This is a genomic window from Dysgonomonas mossii DSM 22836, from assembly GCF_000213575.1.
Classification (GTDB): domain Bacteria; phylum Bacteroidota; class Bacteroidia; order Bacteroidales; family Dysgonomonadaceae; genus Dysgonomonas; species Dysgonomonas mossii.
This window is the reverse complement of the sequence record NZ_GL892005.1, coordinates 708,560-735,356: the sequence shown is the minus strand read 5'-3', so window position 1 is coordinate 735,356 and position 26,797 is coordinate 708,560. Positions and strand designations below refer to the sequence as shown.

The 26,797-nt window shown below is 35.5% G+C and carries 20 protein-coding genes; 14 read left to right on the top strand and 6 right to left on the bottom strand.

Annotated features, from left to right (window positions below; translation table 11 throughout):
* Positions 1-102: 102 nt before the first annotated feature.
* Together HMPREF9456_RS06625 and HMPREF9456_RS06620 are read right to left on the bottom strand one after the other, a co-directional pair.
* Entirely contained in the window at positions 103-1,596 is a 1,494-nt protein-coding gene (locus tag HMPREF9456_RS06625; protein WP_006842719.1) for a glycoside hydrolase family 10-like protein, read from the bottom strand.
* An 8-nt stretch (positions 1,597-1,604) separates the two neighbouring features.
* Positions 1,605-3,464 carry an outer membrane protein assembly factor BamB family protein gene (locus tag HMPREF9456_RS06620; RefSeq protein WP_006842718.1) on the bottom strand — a complete coding sequence of 620 codons (1,860 nt, stop codon included), beginning with the start codon at positions 3,462-3,464 and terminating at the stop codon, positions 1,605-1,607.
* Between the two features lie 536 nt (positions 3,465-4,000).
* Here HMPREF9456_RS06620 and HMPREF9456_RS06615 point away from each other — a divergent pair.
* From HMPREF9456_RS06615 to HMPREF9456_RS06550, 14 genes are all read left to right on the top strand, one after another.
* Complete coding sequence (locus tag HMPREF9456_RS06615; RefSeq protein ID WP_006842716.1) at positions 4,001-5,164, top strand: exo-beta-N-acetylmuramidase NamZ family protein; 1,164 nt, start codon at positions 4,001-4,003, stop codon at positions 5,162-5,164.
* Positions 5,165-5,176: 12 nt separating this feature from the next.
* Entirely contained in the window at positions 5,177-6,655 is a 1,479-nt protein-coding gene (locus tag HMPREF9456_RS06610; RefSeq protein WP_006842715.1) for a sodium:solute symporter, read from the top strand.
* 10 nt (positions 6,656-6,665) lie between these two features.
* Positions 6,666-8,123, top strand: coding sequence for a glycosyltransferase family 2 protein (locus HMPREF9456_RS06605; RefSeq protein WP_006842714.1), 1,458 nt, complete (start codon positions 6,666-6,668; stop codon positions 8,121-8,123).
* A gap of 85 nt (positions 8,124-8,208) precedes the next feature.
* Complete coding sequence (locus HMPREF9456_RS06600) at positions 8,209-9,162, top strand: DUF4922 domain-containing protein (RefSeq protein ID WP_006842713.1); 954 nt, start codon at positions 8,209-8,211, stop codon at positions 9,160-9,162.
* A complete protein-coding gene (locus tag HMPREF9456_RS06595; RefSeq protein ID WP_006842712.1) occupies positions 9,147-10,442 on the top strand; it encodes a SpoIID/LytB domain-containing protein in 1,296 nt (431 codons plus the stop codon). The genes HMPREF9456_RS06600 and HMPREF9456_RS06595 overlap by 16 nt, the downstream gene beginning before the upstream one ends.
* 25 nt (positions 10,443-10,467) lie before the next feature.
* Positions 10,468-12,339 carry an MFS transporter gene (locus HMPREF9456_RS17665; RefSeq protein ID WP_006842711.1) on the top strand — a complete coding sequence of 624 codons (1,872 nt, stop codon included), beginning with the start codon at positions 10,468-10,470 and terminating at the stop codon, positions 12,337-12,339.
* A 13-nt stretch (positions 12,340-12,352) separates the two neighbouring features.
* Positions 12,353-13,588, top strand: coding sequence for an exo-beta-N-acetylmuramidase NamZ family protein (locus tag HMPREF9456_RS06585; protein ID WP_026177046.1), 1,236 nt, complete (start codon positions 12,353-12,355; stop codon positions 13,586-13,588).
* Positions 13,589-13,716: 128 nt separating this feature from the next.
* On the top strand, positions 13,717-14,886 hold the full coding sequence (locus HMPREF9456_RS06580) for an acyltransferase family protein (protein ID WP_006842709.1): 1,170 nt from the start codon (positions 13,717-13,719) through the stop codon (positions 14,884-14,886).
* Positions 14,883-15,740, top strand: a complete 858-nt coding sequence (locus HMPREF9456_RS06575) for a BadF/BadG/BcrA/BcrD ATPase family protein (protein WP_006842708.1) — start codon at positions 14,883-14,885, stop codon at positions 15,738-15,740. Before HMPREF9456_RS06580 ends, HMPREF9456_RS06575 begins: the two co-directional genes overlap by 4 nt.
* Positions 15,741-15,746: 6 nt before the next feature.
* A complete protein-coding gene (gene murQ / locus HMPREF9456_RS06570) occupies positions 15,747-16,568 on the top strand; it encodes an N-acetylmuramic acid 6-phosphate etherase (protein ID WP_006842707.1) in 822 nt (273 codons plus the stop codon).
* Between the two features lie 193 nt (positions 16,569-16,761).
* Positions 16,762-18,054, top strand: coding sequence for a 3-keto-disaccharide hydrolase (locus tag HMPREF9456_RS06565; protein ID WP_006842706.1), 1,293 nt, complete (start codon positions 16,762-16,764; stop codon positions 18,052-18,054).
* A 197-nt stretch (positions 18,055-18,251) separates the two neighbouring features.
* A complete protein-coding gene (gene dpp5 / locus HMPREF9456_RS06560; protein ID WP_245530998.1) occupies positions 18,252-20,330 on the top strand; it encodes a dipeptidyl-peptidase Dpp5 in 2,079 nt (692 codons plus the stop codon).
* Between the two features lie 197 nt (positions 20,331-20,527).
* The gene (locus tag HMPREF9456_RS06555) at positions 20,528-22,234 is read left to right on the top strand and encodes a tetratricopeptide repeat protein (RefSeq protein WP_006842704.1); all 1,707 of its coding nucleotides are present in this window, start codon (positions 20,528-20,530) and stop codon (positions 22,232-22,234) included.
* Between the two features lie 167 nt (positions 22,235-22,401).
* A complete protein-coding gene (locus HMPREF9456_RS06550) occupies positions 22,402-22,782 on the top strand; it encodes a DUF3244 domain-containing protein (protein WP_006842703.1) in 381 nt (126 codons plus the stop codon).
* Between the two features lie 173 nt (positions 22,783-22,955).
* Here HMPREF9456_RS06550 and HMPREF9456_RS06545 read toward each other — a convergent pair whose 3' ends face one another.
* The 4 genes from HMPREF9456_RS06545 to HMPREF9456_RS17360 form a co-directional block, all read right to left on the bottom strand.
* On the bottom strand, positions 22,956-23,174 hold the full coding sequence (locus HMPREF9456_RS06545; RefSeq protein WP_006842702.1) for a heavy-metal-associated domain-containing protein: 219 nt from the start codon (positions 23,172-23,174) through the stop codon (positions 22,956-22,958).
* Positions 23,175-23,200: 26 nt separating this feature from the next.
* Entirely contained in the window at positions 23,201-25,414 is a 2,214-nt protein-coding gene (locus HMPREF9456_RS06540; protein WP_006842701.1) for a heavy metal translocating P-type ATPase, read from the bottom strand.
* 80 nt (positions 25,415-25,494) lie between these two features.
* Positions 25,495-26,064, bottom strand: a complete 570-nt coding sequence (locus HMPREF9456_RS06535; RefSeq protein ID WP_006842700.1) for a helix-turn-helix domain-containing protein — start codon at positions 26,062-26,064, stop codon at positions 25,495-25,497.
* A 381-nt stretch (positions 26,065-26,445) separates the two neighbouring features.
* On the bottom strand, positions 26,446-26,619 hold the full coding sequence (locus tag HMPREF9456_RS17360; RefSeq protein ID WP_006842699.1) for a hypothetical protein: 174 nt from the start codon (positions 26,617-26,619) through the stop codon (positions 26,446-26,448).
* Positions 26,620-26,797: the final 178 nt, after the last annotated feature.

The following is a 26,797-nucleotide window of genomic DNA, read 5'->3' as shown; positions in this document are numbered from 1 at the left end:
ATTAAATACAACCTTTCCTTTCTCCTTTCGACACAATACTTTTACTGAGATAAAAGACAATGTCAGGAATATAACCCTTATATTTAAAGTCAAGCCATTTCGCTAATCAAAAAATACGACTGAACTCTCTGAATGAGAAGGGCTCAAACTGGTAATACCATAACGATATTTTTTTAATTCTTTCTTATTCTTACATGGCAATATTATTTGAGTTAATCCCGTAACAGCCATAATATTTTCAGGATTGTTCATATTTACTGGCTTATTTCTCTTGAACTTATAAATAACAAAGCGCTTTGAGTTACAACCTCTTTCCCATTTCAAAATAATATTACGCTCATCAACTATTTGCATCGAAACATTACAGGGATTTTCAGGCTCTATACGTTTGATTCTATTATTTTCAGGAGAAATGGACAAATATTTATATTCCTTTTTCCTTAATTGCTCCTGAATTTTCACTTCAGGCTTGTTAAACAATGATTTCGCACTAAAATAAACTTCACCTTTAATATTAGGATCAGACATATTTCTATTTATCTGACGAATAATTTCTTTAGAGTTTCGCCATTCTTTTTGTTTTGCATTCTTTGATACTCTATATGGAGCTAACCCTGCATAGACATTTGCTCCATAATTATATTTCGACCACCAATCTGCCAAAATAGCATAATCAGCAATTGGATATCCAATATTAAAGTACAGTTGTGGTAAGACATAATCGATCCAACCCTTCTGCTGCCACAATAAGATATCAGCATAAAGCCCATCATAGTTAGTCATAGCTTTCGTATCAGATCCTCTTGGATCTTCTGTTTTATTACGCCAGATCGCAAATGGAGAGATTCCGAACTCCACCCATGGTTTAATTGATTTTATAGTTTCGTTTATTTCTTTTATTATCAAATTGACATTATTTCTGCGCCAATCATTTTTATCTTTAAATCCTCTTGGATATTTTACGAAAGTCAAAGAGTCAGGAAATTCACTGCCAACAATTTTATATGGATAAAAATAATCGTCCATATGAATAGCATCAATATCATAATTACTAACAATGTTTTCAACTACTTTACATGTAAAATCACGAACTTCATCCAATCCCGGATTAAAATATTTTGCCTTACCATAATTCACAACCCATTCCGGATGCTTATTCATTATATGATCATTGGCATATGTATTATAAGCTACTGTATCATTATTTATTCTATAAGGATTAAGCCAGACATGTATATTTAATCCTCGTTTATGACATTCTTCAATAGTAAATTGTAATGGATCATATCCAGGATTTTCACCTTGATTACCTGTTAACCAATGGCTATACGGTTCAAATTTGGATTTATAAAAAGCGTCCGCAGTTGGTCTAATCTGAAAGATAACAGTATTCATATTATAAGAAACAACATGATCCAACAAAGAAATCATCTCCTGTTTTTGTTGTTCTACAGAAAGACCTGCCTGAGTAGGCCAATCGATGTTAGTTACAGTAGCAATCCAAACTCCACGCAAAGCCCTCTTGTTAGACTGTGCATTAACGACTGAGGTAATAGAGAGGATTAACGCAATTAGGTAAATAAAATATTTTTTCATATTTCAAGTTATTTTTCTAAAGACAGAACACCGACAATCCCTTCGCTAGAAGAGAATAAGCACTCTTTATTATCTAAGGGCACTACTGTATTTATTAATGAATTACCTTTTTTATGTTTCCATAGTAGCTTGCCTGTTCTCGCATCCAAAGCGAAAACAATACCATTCTTAGTACTGCCATACACAATATTATCCTTTTCCACCGGCATTGATGGAGCATGATCATATCCATAAAAAGCATTAACAGACCATATCTTATCAGGAGCATCGCTTAATGCTGAATAACAAACAACACTATCTTGCATTGTTTTACTGTATAATCTGGTTTTATCGATCGACAAACCGATTGTTTCACGAACCATTGATTCTTTTGTACGCCAAACAGTTTTCCCTGTTTCTGCATCTAAAGCTGTCATCACCCTATCCGGAGCTGTAAAAAATACTTTTCCATGCGCAGCGACAGGCCACACCGCTGCCGGAGAAAAATGCATACGATTCAGACCGCCATCCCATTTCCACAAGAGACCTCCTGTCTTTTTGTCCAAAGCGTACATATTATTATCCCAAGCTCCGAAAATAACCTTGTCTTCATAAATTAAAGGACGAGTTTCTATATATCCTTCAACTTGACTATATTCCCAGACAAGCGAACCATCTTTGATACTTATAGCTCTCATCGTATGGTCACTAGCTCCAACATAGGCAATTCCATCTTCAATAGTAACAGCTCCTAAAACAGCTTCTTTTGCCGGATATTTCCATATCTGCTTACCTGTATTTACGTGCACTCCATATATATATTTATCTGCAGACCCAAAAACAACAATATCATCACTTACAGCAGGAGTTCCAACAATTCTGTTATTAACTTTAAAGCGCCAGATCACCTTCCCGTCTCGTAAAGACAAACAAGATAGAATGCTCGAATCATCTCCAACATACACCTTATTCTTATAAACAACAGGAGATGAATATATGGTGTTGCCTATATTTGCAATCCATTTTTCTTTTACTTGAGGGTAAATATGGTTTACAGAGTCTGAAGGTCGCTTATAAATAGAATTATCGTCAGTATAATATTTTTCAGTCAAAGAGTACCCGCCCCATTTTTTAGGCGTATAGCCTATTTTATGTTCATAAACCAATATTGAATCTTGCGTTACTTTGTATAAAGAATAACCACCTAAACCATCTGATTTATCTCGCAAGTTAGATCTATTTAAAATACCGGGGATTCCATCATAAGAAAATAATAGGTTGCGATGATAATGACCACCAAGAACTGCTTTTACGTTATATTTCCTTGCTAAATCTGTTATTTCATACCAATTATCGACATCCCCATCTTGTAAAGGATAGTGTGTTACAAGAAGAAAAGGTGTGCCTGGCTTAGCAGAAGAAAACTCATTCCTCAACCATGTTATGTCTTGTGGAGCAACATGCCCATCCATCATCCGGATTATTGGTCCTGTACCAAAACCTAGAAATGTAATTCCATTATATTCGAACTTAAAACGCTCTGAACCGAAAATATGACCAAAGTCGGTAGCACCGGATTCGCTCCATTTAGTCTCATGATTGCCTGATAGTGGATAATATTTCACTCTAAGTTGATCCAACAAACCTTTTACTTTCTCTAAAGATGCACGATCTCCTTCTTCAGTTAGATCACCTGTAACCAAAACAAAACTAATATTCGGAGTTTTATTAATCTGATCAACTGTACGTTTTAAATCATTATAAGCCAAAGAATCTTTCGTTACATGCGTATCCGTTACTAAAGCAAAGCTAAAATTTTGCCCTTTTATTATTCCAGTTAGCAATAATAAAGATATTAATAGAGGTAAATGGCAAGATAGGTTCTTCATATAAACAAGGTTTGACAGATAAGCTAAATAAATAAGATCACTTCTCGATTCGAGGTATACAAATATATAAGGTTTCTATATATATTTTTCGAGTCATTCATCAATTTTAATATTTATTATGCTTTATACATATATTTTATATAACACAAATACAATTAAAACAAATATACATCTTATAAACAAGCCATTAGACACACAAAAGAAGAAATATAAACAAACAAAAACAACACCCACAAATACAATTTAGTCACATTAAACATGAATAACAAAACAAAAAGACAGACATATACATTTAAAATAGAAACTAAATAAAAATACAAAAAGACTCCACACACTAAAAGCTCCCAGAATAAGCAAATTTATATATATAACTCTAAATTATTGTTAATTTATGACTTTATTATAATTATAGAGTTACCTAATTAAATATATCCTCTTATATTTGTTGAGTAATCCTAATAAAATTAAAGCCGCTGGACTATATAATCTTTTATCTTTGGGGTTAGAATTAAAATTAACAATCAAAGGATTAAACTATGAAAAAACTTTTGAATACAGCCCTTTTATTGCTCTTTATGGCAAACGTATACGGACAAAAGAGTCCGATTGTTGCTGCGGAATTAACAGAAGAGTATTTATCACTATTAAAAGATAAACGTATCGCAGTGCTATCGAATCATACAGGTATGGTTGGGAGCAAACACTTAGTCGATATATTAGTACAAGAGAAAGTTAATGTAACGTCTATCTTCTCTCCCGAACATGGCTTTAGAGGTGATGCTGACGCAGGAGAACATGTTTCGAGTTCGGTGGACAAAAAAACGGGTATACCTATAAGATCATTATATGACGGCGATAGTCGCAAACCGAGTAAAGAGGCGATGGATTCATTTGATGTTATGCTATTCGACGTACAAGATGTTGGACTTAGATTTTATACCTATTACGTTACGATGGCAAGGCTCATGGATGTATGTGCTGAATATAACAAAAAATTTATCGTATTAGACCGTCCTAATCCAAACGGACATTATGTCGATGGGCCAATACTAGACATGAAATACAAGTCAGGCGTAGGGTGGCTTCCGATACCCGTAGTGCACGGAATGACTTTAGGGGAGTTGGCTCTGATGGTGAATGGAGAACATTGGCTTACTGAAAATCGAGTTTGTGATCTGACAGTCATCAAATGCAAAAATTACACTCATAAAACTCTTTATGAATTACCGATAGCACCGTCTCCAAATTTGCCGAATATGAAATCAATATATTTGTATCCATCAACATGCTTATTCGAAGGAACACCTGTAAGTTTGGGACGAGGTACATCTTATCCTTTTCAGGTCTATGGTCATCCCCAGATGAAAGGGTACACATTCTCTTTTACACCTAAGAGCATACCCGGAGCAAAAAATCCGCCTCTTTTGAACCAAAAATGCTATGGAGTAGATTTAAGAAATATATACGACGAAGATATATATACGAAAGGAATTGACCTCTCGTATATTATAGATGCATATAAAAATTTAAACATGGGCGATAAGTTTTTCACTCCATTTTTTGAAAAACTCATTGGAGTAAGTTATGTACGAGATATGATCAAACAAGGAAGATCTGCCTCAGAGATTAAAGAAATGTGGAAAGATGACGTTGAGAACTTTAAGAAACAACGCAAGCCTTATTTATTATACGAAGAATAAAAAAACAGTTGAATGAGTCCTATATTAGTATTATTAACTATAGCATTTTATTTCACCATACTCTTTGCCATTTCATACATAACAGGGCGCAAAGCGGATAATCAGGGATTCTTTACCGGAAACCGTAAATCGCCATGGTATGTGGTTGCCTTTGCCATGATTGGGTCAGCTATATCTGGAGTAACTTTTGTTTCTGTTCCGGGCATGGTAGCGGCCAGTGGATTTTCGTATATGCAAATGGTGATGGGTTTTGTAGTAGGGCAATTTATTATTGCATTTGTACTAGTTCCTTTATTTTACAAGATGAACCTGACATCCATATATGAATATTTAGAAAACCGCTTTGGTATTGCATCATATAAAACAGGTGCTTGGCTCTTTTTTATATCTAAGATGCTGGGGGCTGCTGTTCGTTTATTTCTGGTGTGCATCGTATTACAATTATTAGTTTTTGCACCACTTAAGCTACCTTTTATTTTGAATGTGGTGTTTACTGTGGGACTGGTATGGTTGTATACATACAAGGGTGGAGTAAAATCATTAATATGGACGGATTCTTTAAAAACATTCTGTTTGATTGTTTCGGTAGGATTATGTATCTATTATATTGCATCAGACTTAGGTCTTAATTTTTCGAGTATGTTATCAACCATTAACGAAAATGATTTCTCCAAAACTTTCTTCTTCGATGATATAAATGATAGACGCTTCTTTTTCAAACAGTTTCTTGCCGGCATATTTACTGTGATAGCCACAACAGGACTAGATCAAGATATGATGCAGAAAAATATGAGCTGTAGGAATTCAAGTGATTCTCAAAAAAATATTATTATCAGTGGTTCGATGCAATTAATAATTAATCTATTGTTCTTAATGCTTGGGGTTTTATTATATACCTATGTGTTTCAGAATAATATATCTATTCCCGGAAAAAGCGATGAAGTATTTCCTCTACTAGCCACCGGCGGATACTTCCCTGCCATAGTAGGCATATTGTTTATTATCGGTTTGATATCTGCGGCCTATGCTGCTGCCGGATCGGCTCTGACCGCTCTAACTACATCTTTTACGGTAGACATACTGGAAAGCACAAAGAAAAAATCAGAGAAAGAGGTTGCACAGATACGGAAAAAAGTTCACATAGGCATGGCTATAACGATGGGAGTGACAATTATCATCATAGACCTACTCAATAATACCTCCGTTATTGATGCTGTATATATTCTGGCCAGCTATACATACGGACCAATATTAGGCTTATTTGCGTTTGGTATTTTTACGAAAAAAGCTGTCAAAGACAGATATATACCACTAGTTGCAATTATAGCACCTGTAATCTGTTTTATTCTAGATAAAAACTCCGAAACATGGTTTAACGGATATAGGTTTAGCTACGAAATATTAATTATAAATGCTATATTAACATTCATAGGATTACTTATCCTTACAACTAAAAATAAATCAACAGTAGAATATTATCAAACGAAATAAACTGAAAACGATGAAGATCAATTGTTTTATACCTTTTCAAAGCGTAAGTCAAGTAAAAGAGACAGTATTATCTCTTAAGGAATCTGAGCTAGTAAATAAAATATATCTGCTAAAAGAAAACGATAATCAAGAAACCATTGAAGGTTGCGATATATTAGATATAGATACCCTACGCTCGACAGCAACAATAAAGAAAATAGTATCTAAAGCCGATGCTGAATATACACTGATCTATACCAAGTCTGCGAATCTTCGTCTTGGCATGTTTGCTTTAGACCGTATGTTGCAAATTGCAGAAGACTCAGGTGCAGGAATGGTATATGCCGATCATTATCAAATAGCGAATAACGAAAAGAAAAACAGTCCTGTAATCACATACCAGAAAGGAAGTTTGCGCGACGATTTCAATTTCGGATCAGTATTAATATACAAGTCTGATAGATTGAAAAAAGCTGTAGCCGATATGGAGACAGAATATAAGTTTGCAGGAATATATGATCTTCGATTAAAAGTATCTCAACAATCCGAGATTGTACATATAAATGAATATTTATATACAGAAATAGAAAACGACACCCGTAAAAGCGGTGAAAAAGTTTTTGACTATGTAGATCCAAAAAACAGGGAAGTACAAATAGAGATGGAAAAAGCATGCACAGAACACCTGAAGAAAATTGGTGCATACTTAGCTCCTAACTTTCGAAAAGTGGAATTTGATCAGGTAAACTTTGAATACGAGGCATCGGTAATAATTCCTGTCAGAAACCGTATCAAAACGATTTCTGATGCTATAAAATCTGTATTGAGCCAGAAAACCAATTTTAAGTTCAATCTTATTATCGTAGACAACTATTCTACCGATGGTACCACCGAGGCTATTGACAAATTTGCAGACGAACGCCTTATCCACGTTATTCCCGAAAATAAGGAACTGGGAATAGGAGGTTGTTGGAATGCCGGTGTACATCACCCGAAGTGTGGTAAATTTGCCATCCAATTAGATAGTGATGATGTATATTCTGATGAAAATACCTTGCAAAAAATAGTAGATGCATTCTACGAACAAAACTGCGCCATGGTAGTAGGAACATATATGCTTACCGACTTCGATATGAAAATGATACCTCCGGGCATCATAGATCATAAAGAATGGACGCCTGACAATGGCCGGAACAATGCGTTGCGTATAAACGGCTTGGGTGCTCCACGTGCATTTTACACGCCGGTTCTGAGAGAAATCAAAGTACCGAATACCAGTTATGGAGAAGATTATGCGTTAGGCTTACATTTTTCACGCAACTACCAAATAGGACGTATCTATGATGTCTTATACCTCTGCCGCCGTTGGGATGATAACTCCGATGCATCATTAGACATAGTGAAGATGAATGCACACAATACATATAAGGATAGAATTCGTACATGGGAAGTTGAAGCTCGTATTACCCTTAACAAAGGCAATAGGTAATTGTAATTAAACAAGTTTGAAAAAATGAGGGTTGGATTTACTACTCATGAAAAAGCCCTCATTTTTTGATGTCAAATAAAAAGATATGGATCATACATCTAAAGAAGCAAAAGAACTGTTACAGTCTCAGTTGAAAGAATGGGATTTGGCAAGAATAAATTTTGAAGCTCTCAATTGCGTAAAAACAAAAGAGGTTCTATTTGATGGATTTAAAATAAGAGTTCAATTCAATCCTGCACGTATTCAATCATCTGCGGCAAAAGTAGATGCGAAATCTATACAAGAGAGAAAATGCTTTCTTTGTCCTAATAATTTACCAAAAGAACAAAGAGGAGTTGACTTTGCCGGAAACTATCAGATACTTGTAAATCCATTTCCTATTTTCCCCGAACACTTTACAATACCAACATACGAGCATACCGATCAACTTATCTTCAACAGATATGGTGATATGCTCGACCTGGCAAAAAGTCTGTGTGAATATACTATATTTTACAATGGACCTAAATGTGGTGCTTCGGCACCTGACCACGCCCACTTTCAGGGAGGAATAAAAGGGTTTTTACCAATAGAAAATGACATAGAGTCCCTACCAAAGGAAACAATATATACAACCGGGGCAACATCTGTCTCTGTATTAAAAAACTATCAAAGAAATTGTTTTTTGATTGAGACAAAAGATAAAGAAGAAGCCATCGACTTTTTTAAGCTGCTATATAGCCTTCTTGAGATAAAAGAAGACGACAAAGAACCAATGATGAATATTATCACTTGGTACGACAATGATATATGGTACAGTTGCATCTTTCCTAGACAAAAGCACCGTCCGGCTTGCTTCTTTGCCGAAGGAGAAGGAAATTTGCTAATCAGCCCTGCTTCTGTAGACTTGGGAGGTGTGTTTATTACCCCTCTTGAAAAAGATTTTAACAAGATTACGAAAGAAGATATTTCTCAGATATTAAAAGAGATATGTATCGACAGTCAACAAATGCAATCTATTACCGATAAGATAAAACAAAGCGTATGGAACCAAAAGTAAGTGTCGGTATTTTATGGAATAAAAAAATATCTTTTATTCTCAATCAAGCTTATTTATACCAAGGACAAGAAACCTCTGGAGAAAACACCGTTTCTTTCAACGATGGAAAAATTGTATGGAATGGAAACGCCTATGATGAATTATATTTCGAACCACAACATAAAGATGCATCATTCACTATTAAAGATGTAGTAATTGGTATCAACTTCCACTGGGAGCGTAAGGAAGATCAAGAATTCCAAGGAGCATTGAAACTAATAGTAGAGAATGATACGATAACCGCAATCAACATCATTGGTGTAGAAGATTATCTGACAAGTGTTATCTCCTCCGAGATGAGTGCCACTGCTTCCCTCGAGTTACTAAAAGCTCATGCAGTTATATCTCGCAGTTGGCTCTTAGCTCAAATAGAAAAGAATCGCGAGATTATCGCACAAGAAGAAAAATATACCACTTTCATTGAAACCGAAGATGAAAGAATTCGCTGGTACGACAGAGAAGACCACGTTAATTTTGATGTTTGCGCAGACGACCATTGTCAACGTTATCAGGGCATAACAAGAGCCAACTCAAATATTGATATCGTTAAGCAGGCAATAGAAGAGACTAGAGGACAGGTACTAAAGTCTGAAAACAAAATATGTGATGCTCGCTTCTCTAAATGTTGCGGAGGAATTGTCGAGGAGTTTCAAAACTGCTGGGAAGATACTAAATTCCCCTACCTGGTAAAACTAAGAGATGACGACAGTATACAAGATATACCTGATCTGACCCAAGAACAGGAATCCATAAAATGGATACATACTCGTCCTTCTGCATTTTGCAATACGCAAGATAAAAAGATATTGAGTCAGGTTCTGAATAATTATGATCAGGAAACAACCGACTTTTATCGTTGGCAAGTAGTATACAGCCAAACAGAATTATCCGAATTGGCATATAGACGTTCGGGTATAGATTTCGGAACAATTCAAGAACTAATCCCTATAGAAAGAGGGACTTCAGGACGACTAACTAAGCTGAAAATTGTAGGATCTAAGAAAACCATGACCATCGGCAAAGAATTGGAAATCAGACGTACTTTGTCCGAATCTCACTTGTATAGTTCCGCTTTTACTATCGACAAAAAAGATGATCAATTCATCTTAACAGGAGCCGGCTGGGGACATGGCGTTGGACTTTGCCAGATAGGTGCTGCAGTGATGGGTGAAAAAGGCTATCAATACAATCAAATATTGTTGCATTATTATATCGATGCAACTATTGAAAAGTTATATTAAATAAATTTACACGAAGGATAAAACCATGAAAGAAAATAAAAAATCACCGTGGGCGTGGATTCCATCGCTTTATCTGGCTGAAGGACTGCCTTATGTTGCCGTAATGACTATTTCGGTGATCATGTATAAACGGATGGGTATATCAAATACAGATATAGCTCTGTATACCAGTTGGCTATATTTACCGTGGGTGATTAAGCCGTTCTGGAGTCCATTCGTAGATTTATTAAAAACAAAGCGTTGGTGGATAGTGACCATGCAAATACTTATCGGCGCAGGGTTTGCCGGAATTGCTTTTACTATTCCCCTACCCGTCTTTTTCCAAGCAACACTGGCATTCTTCTGGCTATTAGCCTTTAGCTCTGCCACTCATGACATTGCTGCCGATGGATTTTATATGTTAGGTCTGAATACTAATGATCAAGCCAAATACGTAGGAATAAGAAGTACATTCTATCGTATTGCTACCATCATGGGGCAAGGAGTACTCATCATTCTTGCCGGCTTTTTGGAAAGCACTTCAGGATGTGAACCTCTAAAATTAAATATAGACGCATCACCCCAATACACCCAATCTACTTTATTTGTACCGGAAGTGCAAAATATTACAGAACAAGATGGGGATATACACTTCATCGTAAATGAAGCTGTAGTAAAAATCGGTACACATGGAGTTAATAAAGATAGCCTCAAGGTCTTTATGGATAGTGTCGTAAAATTAAATCAGAACAATGGATTTACAGCAAAAGAGCATACTTCCAACACACTAATTATAGAAAAAGAAGAAAGCTTATGGACTAAGAATGTATCCAAACCTTTGGGAAACTGGATAAAAACAAACTTCGGCGAAAAACGATTTGTTACCAAGTCTGAGCATACCGGAAACATAGCCTTAGTTGCTGTATGGTTATCTAAACGTCCCGAAGATGGGAAAGAGATGGTTTTAAATACATCGATAAATAGAGGCGACAATAGTATTTCACTGATACATGGAGAAAGACTTGCCTTTACCGAAAGTAACTGGAATAAACCAGCATACCTTATTTTTCAGGTAGATCCTAAATTAACGACTGCTAGTTCAGCCGAATATAAGGGACTATCGGGAAATATTCCTTTTGCATGGTCTATTACGTTCTTCGTATTAGCAGGGTTATTTATGTTCTTCAGTTTTTATCATCGGGTTGTGTTACCTAAACCTGATTCGGATAAGCCACACGAACATATTACAGCAAAATCTATATTCAAAGAGTTTGAAATTACATTCCGCTCGTTCTTCAAGAAACCTCAAGCACTTGCAGCAATATTCTTTATGCTGACATATCGTTTCTCTGAAGCCCAACTACTTAAACTGATTAATCCATTCTTATTAGATTCGAAAGATATCGGAGGATTGGGATTAACTACAGGTGAAGTAGGATTGGTATACGGTACGATCGGTATTATCGGGCTTACACTAGGTGGTATTATAGGCGGATTTGTAGCAGCAAAAGGCGGATTAAGAAAATGGTTGTGGCCAATGACATTAAGCATGTTGCTTACCATTGCAACATTCCTATATCTAAGCTTTACGCAAACAGATAGCCTTATAATAATAAATATCTGCATTTTTATTGAGCAATTTGGTTACGGATTCGGATTTACAGCATATATGTTGTATCTGATTTATTTTTCAGAAGGAACACATAAGACTGCCCATTATGCTTTCTGTACAGGATTTATGGCATTGGGTATGATGATTCCGGGTATGTTTGCAGGATGGCTTCAAGAACAATTAGGTTATAATCATTTCTTCATTTGGGTAATGATCTGTAGCATTATTCCTATCATAGCCGTTTCTTTACTGAAAATAAATCCGAATTATGGTAAAGCAACAGAAAAAGAATCTGAAAAACAATAAAAAACAATCAACAATGAAAAAAGTATCTATAATATTATCACTGTTATTCCTATTCTCTTTCACAACCTTCGCTCAGAAGATAAAGATTAAGACAGGAATTGAAGTTCTAAAAGAGCAAAACTTTAAAATATTGGAAGGCAAACGTGTAGGACTTATAACAAATCCTACAGGGGTAGACAATAATATGAAATCGACTATTGATATTCTTGATGAAGCAAAGAATGTACAATTAGTTGCACTTTTTGCTCCCGAACATGGAGTAAGAGGCGATGCACACGCAGGAGATCCTGTAGATAATGTAACAGATCCGAAAACAGGATTGCCTGTATATTCATTGCATGGAAAAACACGTTTCCCTTCTGCCGAAATGCTTAAAAATATTGATGTGCTGCTATACGACATACAAGATATAGGCTGCCGTTCGTTCACTTATATTAGCACAATGGGATTAGCAATGCAGGCTGCTGCCGAAAACAATGTGGAGTTCGTAGTTCTCGACAGACCAAATCCTCTGGGTGGTTTAAAAGTTGAAGGCGGACTGGTTGACGACAAATTTATTTCCTTTGTAAGCCAATTTAAAATACCTTATGTATATGGGTTGACTTGTGGCGAGTTAGCATTGCTGTTAAACGGAGAGAATATGCTAAGCAAACAGTGTAAGCTGCAAGTAGTAAAAATGAAAAGCTGGAAGCGTAAAATGACATACGAGCAAACAGGATTGCAATGGATACCATCTTCACCCCATATCCCACAACCAATTTCAGCAGTTATGTATCCTGTATCGGGAATCTTAGGAGAATTAGGTTATATGTCTATCGGTGTAGGTTATACAATTCCGTTCCAGATGTTTGCTGCCCAATGGATCAAAGCAAGCGATTTGGCAAATAGTCTTAACAAATTACGCTTACCGGGAATACATTTCAGACCAATATATCTGAAACCGTTCTATTCTGTAGGGCAAGGAGAACAGCTGGAAGGTGTACAAGTGCATATAATGAATTATGAAAAAACTCGTTTATCTGAAATACAATTTTATGTGATGCAGGAAATAGCTAAATTATATCCTAACAAAGCTATTTTCGACAATGCGAATGATAAACGCTATAGAATGTTTGACCAAGTTTCGGGAAGTGACTATGTAAGACTTACATTTGCTAAAAATAATAGATTTGATGATATAAAAGATTTTTGGTATAAAGAAACAGAACCTTTTAAAAAGACATCAAAAAAATATTATCTATATAAATAGTTATTTGAGATACCAATTTGAAAATTACAAAGCAAAAGGTTACAATATAAACATACTGAAAAAGTGTCACTTTTGTCACATTTTAGCACCATAACATCTGATTATAAGCAATATAAAAAAAGTAACAAATGACTCAAAAACCAAGCAGCAGACTTCTATCACTCGACATACTGCGGGGAATAACCATTGCCGGAATGATAATGGTAAATAATCCGGGTTCGTGGAGCTATGTATATGCACCTCTGGGACATGCAGCATGGCATGGACTAACTCCTACCGACTTGGTTTTCCCATTCTTCATGTTTATTATGGGAATATCAACTTACATCTCGTTACGAAAATTCAATTTTGAGTTCAACAAGCCTACACTCTTCAAAATACTAAAAAGAACTGTAGTTATATTCCTTATCGGACTTGGATTAGGCTGGCTTTCATTATCATTCAGAACATTCAATAGTCTATCAGGTGAAGATATTGGCTTTTTTGAAAGATTTATAACAGCTATTACAAACTTCGAGCATATTCGAATACTCGGCGTTATGCAACGGCTGGCACTTACATACGGAGCTACAGCTCTGATAGCTATATTTGTAAAACATAAGTATATCCCTTATATCATAGTCGTTACACTCATTGGATATTTCTTACTGCTCTTATTTGGCAACGGCTTCGACTTTAGTGAAGACAATATCATTTCAGTTCTGGACAGAGCTATTTTGGGTGCAGATCATATGTATAAAGATAGTGGTTTGGCAATTGATCCCGAAGGACTATTAAGTACCATACCCGCAATCTGCCATGTATTAATCGGATTCTGTTGCGGAGAAATTCTCCTAACAACCAAAGACAATAACGAGCGAATACAACGTTTATTTATAATCGGAGCTATAATGACATTCTTGGGCTTTTTGCTTAGTTACGGTTGCCCAATTAACAAAAAAATATGGTCTCCTACATTTGTTCTAGCAACATGTGGGTTAGCATCAACGATGCTCGCTCTTCTGATATGGATCATAGATATAAAAGGGCATAAAAAATGGAGCGCATTTTTTGAATCATTTGGTGTAAATCCTTTATTTATATATGTTGCAGCAGGTATTTTTTCTATTTTGCTCGGAAACATAATTTTTACGTATGAGGGAAATATAATTAATTTAAAAAATTTCATATACCAAATCTGCCTACAACCTTATTTGGGCAATTATCTAGGTTCACTTGTATATGCCCTTTTGTTTGTAGGATTTAATTGGATAATAGGAAACATATTGTATAAAAAGAAAATCTATATTAAAATATGATATTATTAGCAGATGGCGGCTCTACAAAGGTCGATTGGCGTTTAGTAGAGGGTACTAAAGAGATCAAACAGATTTCTACCAAAGGAGCAAATCCGTTTTTTCGGTCTCAAGAAGATATTAGTGAAGAAATAAAGAAAGTTATTAACCCCGTCCTCAATGGACACACAATAGATTCTGTACATTTTTTTGGTGCAGGTTGTGCATCCCCCGAAAAGAATAAAATTGTAAGAGATGCTATAGCCGATAACATAAAGACATCGCACATTGAAGTAAATAGTGATTTGGTTGCAGCAGCAAAAGGATTATGTGGAACAAAAAAAGGCATCGCTTGTATCTTGGGCACAGGATCAAACTCTTGCTTTTACGACGGAGAAGAGATTGTTGAGAACGTTTCACCTCTGGGTTATGTATTAGGTGACGAGGGAAGCGGTGCCGTACTTGGCCGCTTATTCTTAGGAGCCTGTCTAAAAAACCAGCTAACAAAAGGGTTGAAAGAAAAATTCTTAAAAGAATTTGATCTCACACCAGCTACAATTTTGGATATGGTATATAGACAACCACTTGCTAATCGTTTTTTGGCAAGCTTATCTCCATTCCTGATAGAAAATATACACGACAAAACGGTATACGATCTAGTATACAATGCTTTTAAAGATTTTTTTGTAAAAAACGTGATGCAATATGATTACAAAAACAATGATGTGCATTTCACCGGATCGGTAGCATACTATTATAAAGATTTGGTACGCAAAGTTGGTACTGACTTAAACATTAAGGTAGGTATTATCTCTCAGTCTCCGATGGAGGGCCTCATTAGATACTATGCAGGCGAATGTCAAACAATACATAATTAATTGAACATGGCTTTTGTAAAGATAACAGAGCAACCGTCGCTATATGACAATCTTGAGAACAAGTCTGTACTTGAACTCTTGACAGACATAAACAATGAAGATAAAAAAGTAGCTTTAGCTGTAGAAAAGGCGATACCGCAAATAGAAAAACTTGTTTCGCAGATAGTACCCCGAATGCAACAAGGAGGGCGTATTTTCTATATGGGAGCAGGAACTAGCGGACGTCTCGGCGTATTGGACGCTTCCGAAATTCCACCAACATTTGGTATGCCAAAAACATTGGTTATCGGACTTATTGCAGGAGGCGATACAGCATTGCGTAACCCGGTAGAAAAAGCCGAAGACAATATGGAGTCAGGGTGGACAGAGTTACAAGCTCATAGCATAAATGATAAAGATACAGTAATTGGAATTGCAGCCTCAGGAACAACACCCTACGTTGTAGGGGCTTTACGGGAAGCTCGCAAATGTGGGATTCTTACGGCATCCATCTCTAGCAATCCGGATTCGCCTATTGCTCAAGAAGCTGAAATACCAATAGAGATGATAGTTGGCCCTGAATATGTTACAGGTAGTTCGCGTATGAAATCCGGTACGGGTCAAAAAATGATATTGAATATGATTACTACCGCTACCATGATAAAGTTAGGGCGGGTAAAAGGTAACCGAATGGTTAACATGCAATTATCGAATGCTAAACTTGTAGACAGGGGAACTCGTATGGTATCCGAAGAGTTAGGTCTGGATTATGAGCAAGCAAAGCATTTACTGTTGCTGCATGGTTCGGTTAAAAAAGCTGTGGATGCATACAGAGCAGATAATAAATAATCGCTCTAAATAATGTATATATAGACATCTACTATTCAGAAGTTTATAGACTCATTTCATAGCATAGCATCATTTAGCCATTTGTCAAAAAAGACAGATTTATACGAAGTGTTGCCACTGATCAGTAAGTGTTTTATTCATAATTCATTATCTTTACCGATAAGTTTAACCTATTTATAAACCAAAATCAAATATGATGTTTACAATTAAAAAACAGACTCCTAAAATCCTACTGACACTATGCTCCATTGTGGCAGTATCTTTTACAGCCTGCATCGGTGGAGAAAAGCCTAACACTCTGACCGAAAAAGAAAAGCAAGAAGGTTGGCAACTTTTATTTGATGGAGAAACACTTAATGGATGGCGCGACTACAATGGCACATCGCTCACTGAGCCTTGGCATGTTGTAGATGGTTGCATTCAGGCAAAAGGTGATGGTAGCGATGCCAGCGGCTATATTGTTACAGAAAAACAGTATGAAAATTTCGAGTTGTCTTGGGATTGGAAATTATCGAAAGGTGGAAATAGTGGTATGCTATACCATGTAGTGGAAAGACCGCAATATAAAGTTCCGTATGTTACCGGCCCTGAATACCAATTGATAGACACCCCTAATTTTGCGGAAAAACTGGAAGCTTGGCAAGATTTAGGTGCAGATTATGCTATGCATATTCCCGATACAACAAAAATGAAAGTCAATCCTCAGGGGGAATGGAATAATTCGAAAATAGTATTTGACAATGGTCATGTAGAACACTGGTTGAACGGTGTAAAAATATTAGAATTCGAAGCATGGACTGATGATTGGTTCGAACGAAAGAATAGTGGAAAATGGAAAGATGCTCCAGAATACGGATTGGCAAAGAAAGGTGTATTATGTCTTCAAGATCATGGATATCCAGCATCGTTCCGCAATATAAAGATTAAAGAGCTACCAGCGAAATTGAAAGAAGTAAATCTGTTTAACGGTACGGACCTGAAAGGCTGGGACGTTTACGGAACAGAAAAATGGTACGTACAAGATGGACTTTTGGTATGTGAAAGCGGACCGGACAAACAATATGGATATCTAGCTACTCGCGAATATTATGATAATTTTGACCTGACTGTTGAATTTAAGCAAGAAGCAGATGGTAATTCGGGCGTATTTATCCGTTCGTTTATCGAAGAAGATGTGAAAGTAAATGGTTGGCAAGTTGAAGTAGCACCTAAAGGTCATGGAACAGGAGGCATCTACGAATCGTACGGTAGAGGATGGTTGATACAAATACCTAAAGAGAAAGAAGAGTTTCTTAAGGTTGGCGACTGGAATACTATGCGTATACTCGTTCAGGGTAATAAAGTAACGACATGGCTTAATGGACAAGAGATGGTCAACTTTGATGATGAGAAAATCGGTGCAGGGCAAGGACGCATAGCACTTCAAATACATGATGGTGGCGGCATAAAAGTTCTGTGGCGTAATTTAAAGCTAAAAACACTTTAATAGAAAAAGGCAGTTTATATAGACTTAATAGAGTGGCGGTTATTTCATAATCGCCACGCTTATTTTAGAATTCTAAAAAATTATGCAATTGAGTATAAATATATGATTTCTACAGGCCAATTAAAGTTGTATGTATTACAAAAAACCAATACCTTTGAAGCCATAAAACAAATAAGTATATGAAATATAAATCCATTATGGCATTAGTTTTAGGTGCAGTCTTATCAGCATGTAATTCTGCCGACAAGAAGGCAAATACAGAAAAAGATGAGCCCATCATAGGCAAGGCCTCCGTAAAGGTAGAAAACGGAATAATGACGCCCGAAGTATTGTATAGTTTTGGACGTGTATCTGATATTCAACTCTCTCCGGACAGATCTAAAATACTGTATGGTGTGACTTATGTAAGCATTGAACAGAATAAAACAAACAAAGAACTATTTACGATGAATGTAGATGGTTCTGACAAAAAACAAATTACTCAAACGCCTAAAAGCGAAAACAACGCTATTTGGGTGAAAGGTGGTAGTAAGATTGCATTCTTGAGTAGCGAGAGTGGATCTTCTCAAATATGGGAAATGAATCCAGATGGTAGCGGCCGTAAGCAAATAAGCAATATAGAAGGGGGTGTTAATGGGTTTTCTTATTCTCCTGACGGAAAAAGAATTATGTACATCAAAAACATAAAATTCGGAGAGCGTACAACAGACCGTTACAAAGATCTGCCTAAAGCGTCGGGACGAATTATTGATGACCTGATGTATAAACATTGGTCTGAGTGGATTGAAGAAATACCTCACACCTTTGTGGCTGATTTTGATGGAGAAAAAGTATCAGATGGAATTGATATTCTTGGCGATGAACCATACGAATGTCCAATGCTTCCGTTTGGAGGTACCGAACAGTTGGCTTGGAGCCCTGATAGTAAATCCATCGCATATACATGCCGTAAGAAAAAAGGATTAGAATACGCTTTGTCTACCAATTCAGATATTTACCTATATAATATTGAAAGTAAACAGACCGAAAATCTCACAGAGGGTATGATGGGATATGATATAAATCCTGTATTCTCTCCCGATGGAAAATATATAGCTTGGCAAAGCATGGAACGTGAAGGCTATGAGTCGGACAAAAACAGAATGTTTGTCATAAATCTAGCTACAAAAGAAAAGACATACGTGACCGAAGCATTCGATTATAATACCGATTTCCTTTTGTGGAGTGATGACAATCAAAGCATTTATTTTGTTTCTTGTGTTGAAGCCAAAACTCAATTGTTTCAGGTTTATATCCACACAAAAGAAATAAAGCAAATCACCAAAGGCGACCATGATTATGAATCATTCGAGATAGCCGGAGACAAACTTATAGCACTTCGTCACTCATTATCGAAACCGAATGAAATATATTCTGTAAATATTTCAACAGGAGAAGCTACTGAACTAAGTTTCGAAAACAAAGATATACTCAACCAGTTAACGATGGGTAAAGTAGAGGAACGCTGGATAGCGACTACCGATGGCAAGAAAATGCTGACATGGGTCGTTTATCCTCCAAACTTTGATCCAAATAAGAAATACCCTGCAATATTATACTGTCAGGGAGGGCCACAAAGTACAGTGAGCCAGTTTTGGTCTTATCGTTGGAATTTACAAATGATGGCAGCTAACGGATATATCATTGTAGCACCTAATCGTAGAGGTTTACCCGGCTTTGGTCAAGAATGGCTGGAGCAAATCAGTAAAGATTATGGCGGTCAGAATATGAAGGATTATCTTTCTGCCATTGATGCTTTAGCAAAAGAGCCTTATGTAAATGCAGACAAATTAGGATGCACAGGTGCTAGTTATGGCGGGTTCTCGGTATATTGGTTAGCCGGAAATCATAATAAACGGTTTAAGGCATTCCTTGCACATGCAGGAATCTTCAATTTGGAAGCTCAATATCTTGAAACTGAAGAAATGTGGTTTGCAAATTGGGACTTAGGCGGTTCATTCTGGGATAGAAGCAATTCTATTGCTCAACGCTCGTATGCTAACTCTCCTCATAAGTTTATCGATAAATGGGATACCCCTATTATGATTACTCATGGCGAACTTGACTATCGCATTCTTGCCTCTCAGGGTATGATGGCATTCAATGCAGCAAAACTTAAAGGTATTCCGGCTCGAATGCTGATTTACCCAAATGAGAACCACTGGATATCTCAGCCTCAAAATGGAGTTCTGTTTCAAAGAGAGTTCTTCCGTTGGTTTGACGCATACCTAAAATAGAAATTTAGCACTCATATAAAAGGTTATTATCTTAATTGGTAATAACCTTTTTTGTTTGCTCTACTTAATTCTATTATTATTAATCTACACAACGAAAATTTAACTATTTTAGAACAAACATTTGTTAGATTAAAAAATATAAAAAGTAACTTTGTATATAGAGAAGTATACAGTTTTCACATTGAAGTTTACGAATTATGAGATATATAAGGTTATTTGTTATTCTAATCTTAGCCTTTACGTGTTTTGCATGTAACCCCGGATCAGAAAATGCTGAAAGGTATATTTTTGAAGCAGAATCGCTTATAGATAACAAGCCCGACAGTGCGCTTGCTCTATTAGATTCTATTTTATATCCCGAAAATCTGAATAAAGAGAAATTCAATAAATATAATCTCCTCAGAATTCAGGCTAGAGATAAAAGCAACAAGGATATTTCGAATGATACGATAATCTTCAAAGTAAAAGACTATTATATAAAACGTAATGATATGGTTAACGGAACTCTCGCTTGCTTTTACACAGGGAGAGTACTGAAAGATCAAAAAAAGAACAAGGAGGCTATGAGTGCCTACATGGAGGCCGAAACCTATGCAGACCAAACAATAAACAATTTCAACATTAAAGGATTAATTCAATCACACATCGGATATTTGTATTACAATGAACTTTTGCAGGACGAATCTCTTATTCGTTTTAAGAGAGCTGCCAACTATTTTGAAAAAGCAGGCAACTATAAGAATGAAGCCTTTTCGCTGAGAGATATAGGAAATAGTTTTTTGTTGAAAAAGGAAAATGACAGTGCGTTCTATTATTATCAAAAAGGGCTTGAAATTGCCGATATTACAAAAGACTCGATTTGTCAATCAAGTATTAGAATAAATATAGGATTAATTTATAAAAATCAAGAAGAATATAATAAATCAAAGGAGTATATAAATCAAGCGATTCGTTTTGCTTCAAATAGTCTGACTAAGGCTAAAATATATTCTTCTCTAGCTCAGGTTCTTTATAGTGAAAATAAAAGTGACTCTGCAATTTATTATTTCGAGAAATCTTTAGATTTTCTTAAAGAAAGTAATGAGCCTTTTTTAACTTCAAGAATATATGAATCTTTATCAAAAATAGAAGAATCAAAGAATAATTTTAGGCGCGCTTTAGACTACAATAAAGATTGCATCAACAATCTTTATAATATTTATGAAAAGAATGAAAATCAAGCCATTCTGGATATACAGAAAAAGTATGATTATGAGTTGGTGAAAAACACGAATAACCGGCTGTTAATTCAAAGGCAATTTTTGTTTATCATATTATTAGGTCTTGGACTGACTACACTTATTATAGGGTTCTTCTTTTATTATAAAACACAGAAAAATGGTCGAGAATTATTAGAAGCCGAACAAAAAATAAGCCAATTGAACCAAATGGCTAAAAGTTACGATAAAAAAGAAGATTCGTTCAGAAATAAATTACTACACCACTTCGACATCTTAAAGAAATCAGCTCTGCTGGAAGGTTTTTTACGCGAAGATGAGAAGAAGCATGGAGAAAAACTACTAAAGAAGTTTAATGAAATTGTATATAATCAAGCTAGTCTTGATTGGGACTTGTTATATCAAACAATGAATGAACTACACGATGGATTCTTCGATTCGCTGAGAGAAACCTTTCCTCAGCTGGATGAATCTGAATTTAGAATATGTTGCCTTATATATTCAGATTTCACGAATGCTGAAATAAGCATCATTATGGAGCAAAGCATTAATACCATTACTTCGAAAAGATCTTCCATAAGAAAGAAAATTGGAGTAAAAGATTATGGAAATATAGTCGATTACTTGGATAGTAATGTTGCAAAGAACCAAAAGGAGACGTTTTCTACACCAACTAAGTCAAAATAAAAGTCATATTTCGGTTCCTCCAGGATAATAATAAACAACTGTAAGAAAAACACTTATCAAAAATAGATAGTCAAAAAAAGTCATATCGACCTATATATATAGCACAAGCATAGCATATCTTGAGTAATTTAGTGTCTGGAATTACAAACATTAAATTAATGCATGTTATGAAAAAATATCTTTACCTTCTATCATTTATTTTTCTTTTACTGCCAGCAACTATAAATGCTGACACAACTTCCATCAACGATAACAAAATACAAATAAAAGGTGATATTAGTGATGAAGGTACAACTAAGACTTCAGGTGTAGAGCCTATCGATATGTACATCGAAGGGACTAATATAGATTTGTACTTTTATACGAAGAGTGAGTTTAAGATAGAAGTATACAATGCTGCAAATACATTAGTATATACTAAGACTGTTGTTAAATACGGAGGTAAAGTATTATCAATTGACATGGCAACTTGGGCTTCAGGATCTTATAAAATTGTATTAAATAACGTTACCTATAAAAAGTCTGCAACAGCTAATTTTATCTTATAAAGTTAGCATAAAATATAGAGTGGTTTTTCTGATTTTCATTACCGTAGTGCGGCAATTATTTTGCTTTTCAATACTTCTTATTTACAGCTTGCACTACGGTTACTTATTTTCATTCAATTAAATTATTGTAAAAGTCTATCGTTGTGGTAATGACAGACTTTTATTTTTTTTATTTAATTGATCTTTTCTATTTTAAATCCTGCTTGTTGAACAGCATTGACAATGTCTGATTCCACAACCTCATCAGATATAACAGACAATACCTTATTTTTATCAGTTGTATCTACTTCCCATTTAGTTATACCTTTCACAGAATCTAGATAAGGAGTCACTTTAGCTATACATCCTCCACAATTAATGCTTGTTTTGAATTTTAAAATATTCTTTTCCATAATTTCAATTTTAATATGTAAGTTAATTATTTAGTCCATTTCAATCTCAAACTATTACTCACAACACTCACACTACTCAAAGCCATCGCTGCTCCGGCTATCATCGGATTTAATAAGAATCCATTTATTGGGTATAGAACTCCTGTAGCCAAAGGAATACCAATTAAGTTGTATAGAAAAGCCCAAAACAGATTTTGGCGAATAGTCGCAACTGTTTGTTTCGATAGTTTTATGGCTTCAGATATCTTTGTCAGATCAGAAGAGATTATAGTCATTTTAGCCACATCTATTGCAATATCACTACCCTTCCCCATTGCAATACTCAAGTCCGCCTGTGCTAATGCAGCACTATCATTTATACCATCCCCAACCATAGCCACAACTTTACCTTCTGACTGCAACTGCTTCACAAACTCAGCTTTATCCTGAGGTAAAACTTCTGCCTGAAAATGATTCACACCTACTTTTGATGCTATCTCTTTTGCTGCGACATAATTATCACCAGTTAGCATATATACCTCTATACCTGAAGATTGAAGTTGTTGTATCGCCGATAAAGATGTACCCTTTATTTCATCTGTAATGGCTATTAAAGCAATGGCCTTTTTACTGTCAGAAAACCATATCATAGTTTTTGAAGAAAGGCTTGAACTTTCCATCTTTTCAAGGAGTACTTTATCCACAATTACACCGTTTTCATCGAGGAATTTCTTATTCCCGACAAGATATTTTACCCCATCAACAAGCCCAATCACACCCTTTCCTGTAATACTCTCAAAGTTCAGAATAGGCAAAGGAACAATACCAGCCAAATAATTTTTTACAGCATCAGCCAAAGGATGTTCAGATTGTTTTTCTAGGCTATACAAAACATCTTTTTTACTATCATCGCCATTCAGCCAATAAATATCAGTAACAACAGGTTTACCTTCTGTTATGGTTCCGGTTTTATCTAACACTACGACATCTACTTTTTTTGCCAGCTCAAGGCTTTCGGCATCCTTTATCAATATACCTTTTTCAGCTCCTTTTCCTATTCCCACCATAATAGCTGTAGGTGTAGCCAGCCCCAAAGCACAAGGACATGCAATTATCAGTACAGTAACCAATGCCAAGATACCATGAGTTATTCCATCAGTCCCTCCATATAATAACCAAATAACAAGAGAAAGAACGGCAATAGACATGACTATGGGAACGAATATACCAGCTATTTTATCGACAAGCTTCTGTACAGGAGCTTTACTTCCCTGAGCATCTTGTACCATTCTGATAATTTGAGCGAGCATGGTATTCGCTCCTACTTTTTCCGCCTGGAATAAAAAAGCCCCTTTCTGATTTATTGTTCCGGCATAAACGGTCTCCCCTTCTTTCTTTAATACAGGTATCGGCTCACCACTAAGCATACTTTCATCAACATAAGATGAACCTTCTATCACCACTCCATCAACAGCTACTTTTTCACCGGGTTTCACGACTATTATATCGCCAATATTTACCTCCTCTATAGACAGCTCAGTATAATTCCCATTTTCGGATACTGTAACAGTTTTAGGTTGCAGCCCGATCAGTTTCTTTATCGATGAAGACGTGTTCCCTTTGGCCTTCTCTTCTACTAATCGTCCAAGCAAGATAAATGCTATAATAACACAGGAAGCCTCGAAATAAACATGAGGATGAACTCCCCTATCTAGCCAAAATTGAGGAAACAACGTATTAAAGACACTAAACAGATATGCGACACTCGTGCTCAGAGCAACCAATGTATCCATATTAGCCGAACGATGTTTCGCCTGCTTCCATGCGTTGATAAAGAAATCCCTTCCGAGCCAGAATATAACAGGTGTAGAAAGCACCCACATTATTTCATTGGCATACGGAATATCCATCAGAAACATACCGATAATAACAACAGGCAGAGAGAATATAGCTGCAAAGATTGTCTTTCTTTTCAGGACATTAAACTTCTTTTTATGTATATCTTCCAATGTATCTGCCGCAGTATCTTTGTCATCCTCTATTAACAAGTCATATCCGCCATCCTGAACGGCTGCTCGTATTTGTTCAGGGCTAATTATTTCGGGTTTGTATTCTACGTTTAGGGTTGCCGCAGCAAAATTGACTGAAGCATTGCTTACACCATCTAGCCCTTTTACTATGCTTTCGGCACTAATAGCACACGAAGCACAGCTCATTTGCAGCACAGGAAATGTTTTTTTTACTCTATTATCTGTTTTCATAATTGTATTCTTTTATGATGCAAATATGGAAACAATAGTTTGGAAGGCTGTTATACTATTCTTTGAAAAGTTTATGAGATTTACACCTCATCCAATGGTTTACGTTTGTTGGTTTTGATCTGTTTAAAATGACTAGGCGTCAGTCCTGTTACTTTTTTGAACTGGGAACTTAAGTGTGCCACACTCGAATAGTTTAATTTGAATGCAATTTCATTCAATGTCAATTCATCATATACGAGTAGTTCTTTTACCCTCTCTATCTTTTGTGCTATAAAGTATTTTTCAATTGTTGTGCCTTCTATTTCCGAAAAGAGGTTACTGATATAATTATAATCGTGATGAAGCTTATCGCTTATATAATCAGATAGATTCACCTTCAGATCATTATTATTATAATGCACCAGTTCTATAATTGCATTCTTGATTTGCTCTATCAGGCGTGCTCTTTTATCATCTATCAGAGCAAAACCCAAGTCTTCAAGTTTTTTACTCAACGCATCTTTCTGTTCAGGACTTAAACCTCCCGACAAGGTTACTTCACCCAAAACAATTGATGCAGGGCTAATTCCGAGTTTTTCAAGCTCAGATTTCACAACCATTATGCAACGATTGCAAACCATATTCTTTATATATAATTTTTCTTCTAACATATCCGCCTCCTAGTTTACTAACTATTTATATACAAAAATAGCACCAAATAGTTCAATTATCAATGCTTGTCTTCTAGTAGAAAAGGTGACAAAGCATAAAAACATAACACACTAATATACAGATCAATACAATCAAAAGGTGACAAAAGTGACAGATTACAACATGTTTTTTAATGTCACTTTATTAATTACCTCTAATTACACAAAAGTTACTTTATATTAGATAATTATAATTATCCAATATAAACAACCGATAGGATTAATAAGACCAAATATAAAAACAAAGAAAAGAATAGTGTGTAAGGAACAGCTCGAAGCTATAAAAACTTCTTATAGGAGTTAGTTTATCGAAGAGAGGAAGGGTTGAAATAAAACGATTAACTACTTATCATTAATTACTTTAGAAATATCAACATGCTTGAATATTTCTTTAAATATTTTCAGTATCTCCATATATGTTGGTGATAAATTATTTATAGCTTCATAATTATCAAAGATATTATAATCATTCACGTTCATATTCTGAGTTGTTTTTATACTGTAGACTTTTGACATAATATTTTATATTTTATAAAGTTTATAACTCGATCTGAATAATAGCAAAACAACGAAATAACTCAATATGAAATTATAAATAGTTCTACTATATACTCTATAACAAATATACGAATAATATACTTTTTTTACTAATTTTAAGACAACAAAAAGCTTCGAAAAGTTTCGATTCGAAACA

What these genes read in the sequence shown, in the direction of transcription:
- HMPREF9456_RS06625 (WP_006842719.1), bottom strand. Translation starts at nt 1,596, where the DNA reads ATGAAAAAATATTTTATTTACCTAATTGCGTTAATCCTCTCTATTACC.
- HMPREF9456_RS06620 (WP_006842718.1), bottom strand. Translation starts at nt 3,464, where the DNA reads ATGAAGAACCTATCTTGCCATTTACCTCTATTAATATCTTTATTATTG.
- HMPREF9456_RS06615 (WP_006842716.1), top strand. Translation starts at nt 4,001, where the DNA reads ATGAAAAAACTTTTGAATACAGCCCTTTTATTGCTCTTTATGGCAAAC.
- HMPREF9456_RS06610 (WP_006842715.1), top strand. Translation starts at nt 5,177, where the DNA reads ATGAGTCCTATATTAGTATTATTAACTATAGCATTTTATTTCACCATA.
- HMPREF9456_RS06605 (WP_006842714.1), top strand. Translation starts at nt 6,666, where the DNA reads ATGAAGATCAATTGTTTTATACCTTTTCAAAGCGTAAGTCAAGTAAAA.
- HMPREF9456_RS06600 (WP_006842713.1), top strand. Translation starts at nt 8,209, where the DNA reads ATGGATCATACATCTAAAGAAGCAAAAGAACTGTTACAGTCTCAGTTG.
- HMPREF9456_RS06595 (WP_006842712.1), top strand. Translation starts at nt 9,147, where the DNA reads ATGGAACCAAAAGTAAGTGTCGGTATTTTATGGAATAAAAAAATATCT.
- HMPREF9456_RS17665 (WP_006842711.1), top strand. Translation starts at nt 10,468, where the DNA reads ATGAAAGAAAATAAAAAATCACCGTGGGCGTGGATTCCATCGCTTTAT.
- HMPREF9456_RS06585 (WP_026177046.1), top strand. Translation starts at nt 12,353, where the DNA reads ATGAAAAAAGTATCTATAATATTATCACTGTTATTCCTATTCTCTTTC.
- HMPREF9456_RS06580 (WP_006842709.1), top strand. Translation starts at nt 13,717, where the DNA reads ATGACTCAAAAACCAAGCAGCAGACTTCTATCACTCGACATACTGCGG.
- HMPREF9456_RS06575 (WP_006842708.1), top strand. Translation starts at nt 14,883, where the DNA reads ATGATATTATTAGCAGATGGCGGCTCTACAAAGGTCGATTGGCGTTTA.
- murQ (WP_006842707.1), top strand. Translation starts at nt 15,747, where the DNA reads ATGGCTTTTGTAAAGATAACAGAGCAACCGTCGCTATATGACAATCTT.
- HMPREF9456_RS06565 (WP_006842706.1), top strand. Translation starts at nt 16,762, where the DNA reads ATGATGTTTACAATTAAAAAACAGACTCCTAAAATCCTACTGACACTA.
- dpp5 (WP_245530998.1), top strand. Translation starts at nt 18,252, where the DNA reads ATGGCATTAGTTTTAGGTGCAGTCTTATCAGCATGTAATTCTGCCGAC.
- HMPREF9456_RS06555 (WP_006842704.1), top strand. Translation starts at nt 20,528, where the DNA reads ATGAGATATATAAGGTTATTTGTTATTCTAATCTTAGCCTTTACGTGT.
- HMPREF9456_RS06550 (WP_006842703.1), top strand. Translation starts at nt 22,402, where the DNA reads ATGAAAAAATATCTTTACCTTCTATCATTTATTTTTCTTTTACTGCCA.
- HMPREF9456_RS06545 (WP_006842702.1), bottom strand. Translation starts at nt 23,174, where the DNA reads ATGGAAAAGAATATTTTAAAATTCAAAACAAGCATTAATTGTGGAGGA.
- HMPREF9456_RS06540 (WP_006842701.1), bottom strand. Translation starts at nt 25,414, where the DNA reads ATGAAAACAGATAATAGAGTAAAAAAAACATTTCCTGTGCTGCAAATG.
- HMPREF9456_RS06535 (WP_006842700.1), bottom strand. Translation starts at nt 26,064, where the DNA reads ATGTTAGAAGAAAAATTATATATAAAGAATATGGTTTGCAATCGTTGC.
- HMPREF9456_RS17360 (WP_006842699.1), bottom strand. Translation starts at nt 26,619, where the DNA reads ATGTCAAAAGTCTACAGTATAAAAACAACTCAGAATATGAACGTGAAT.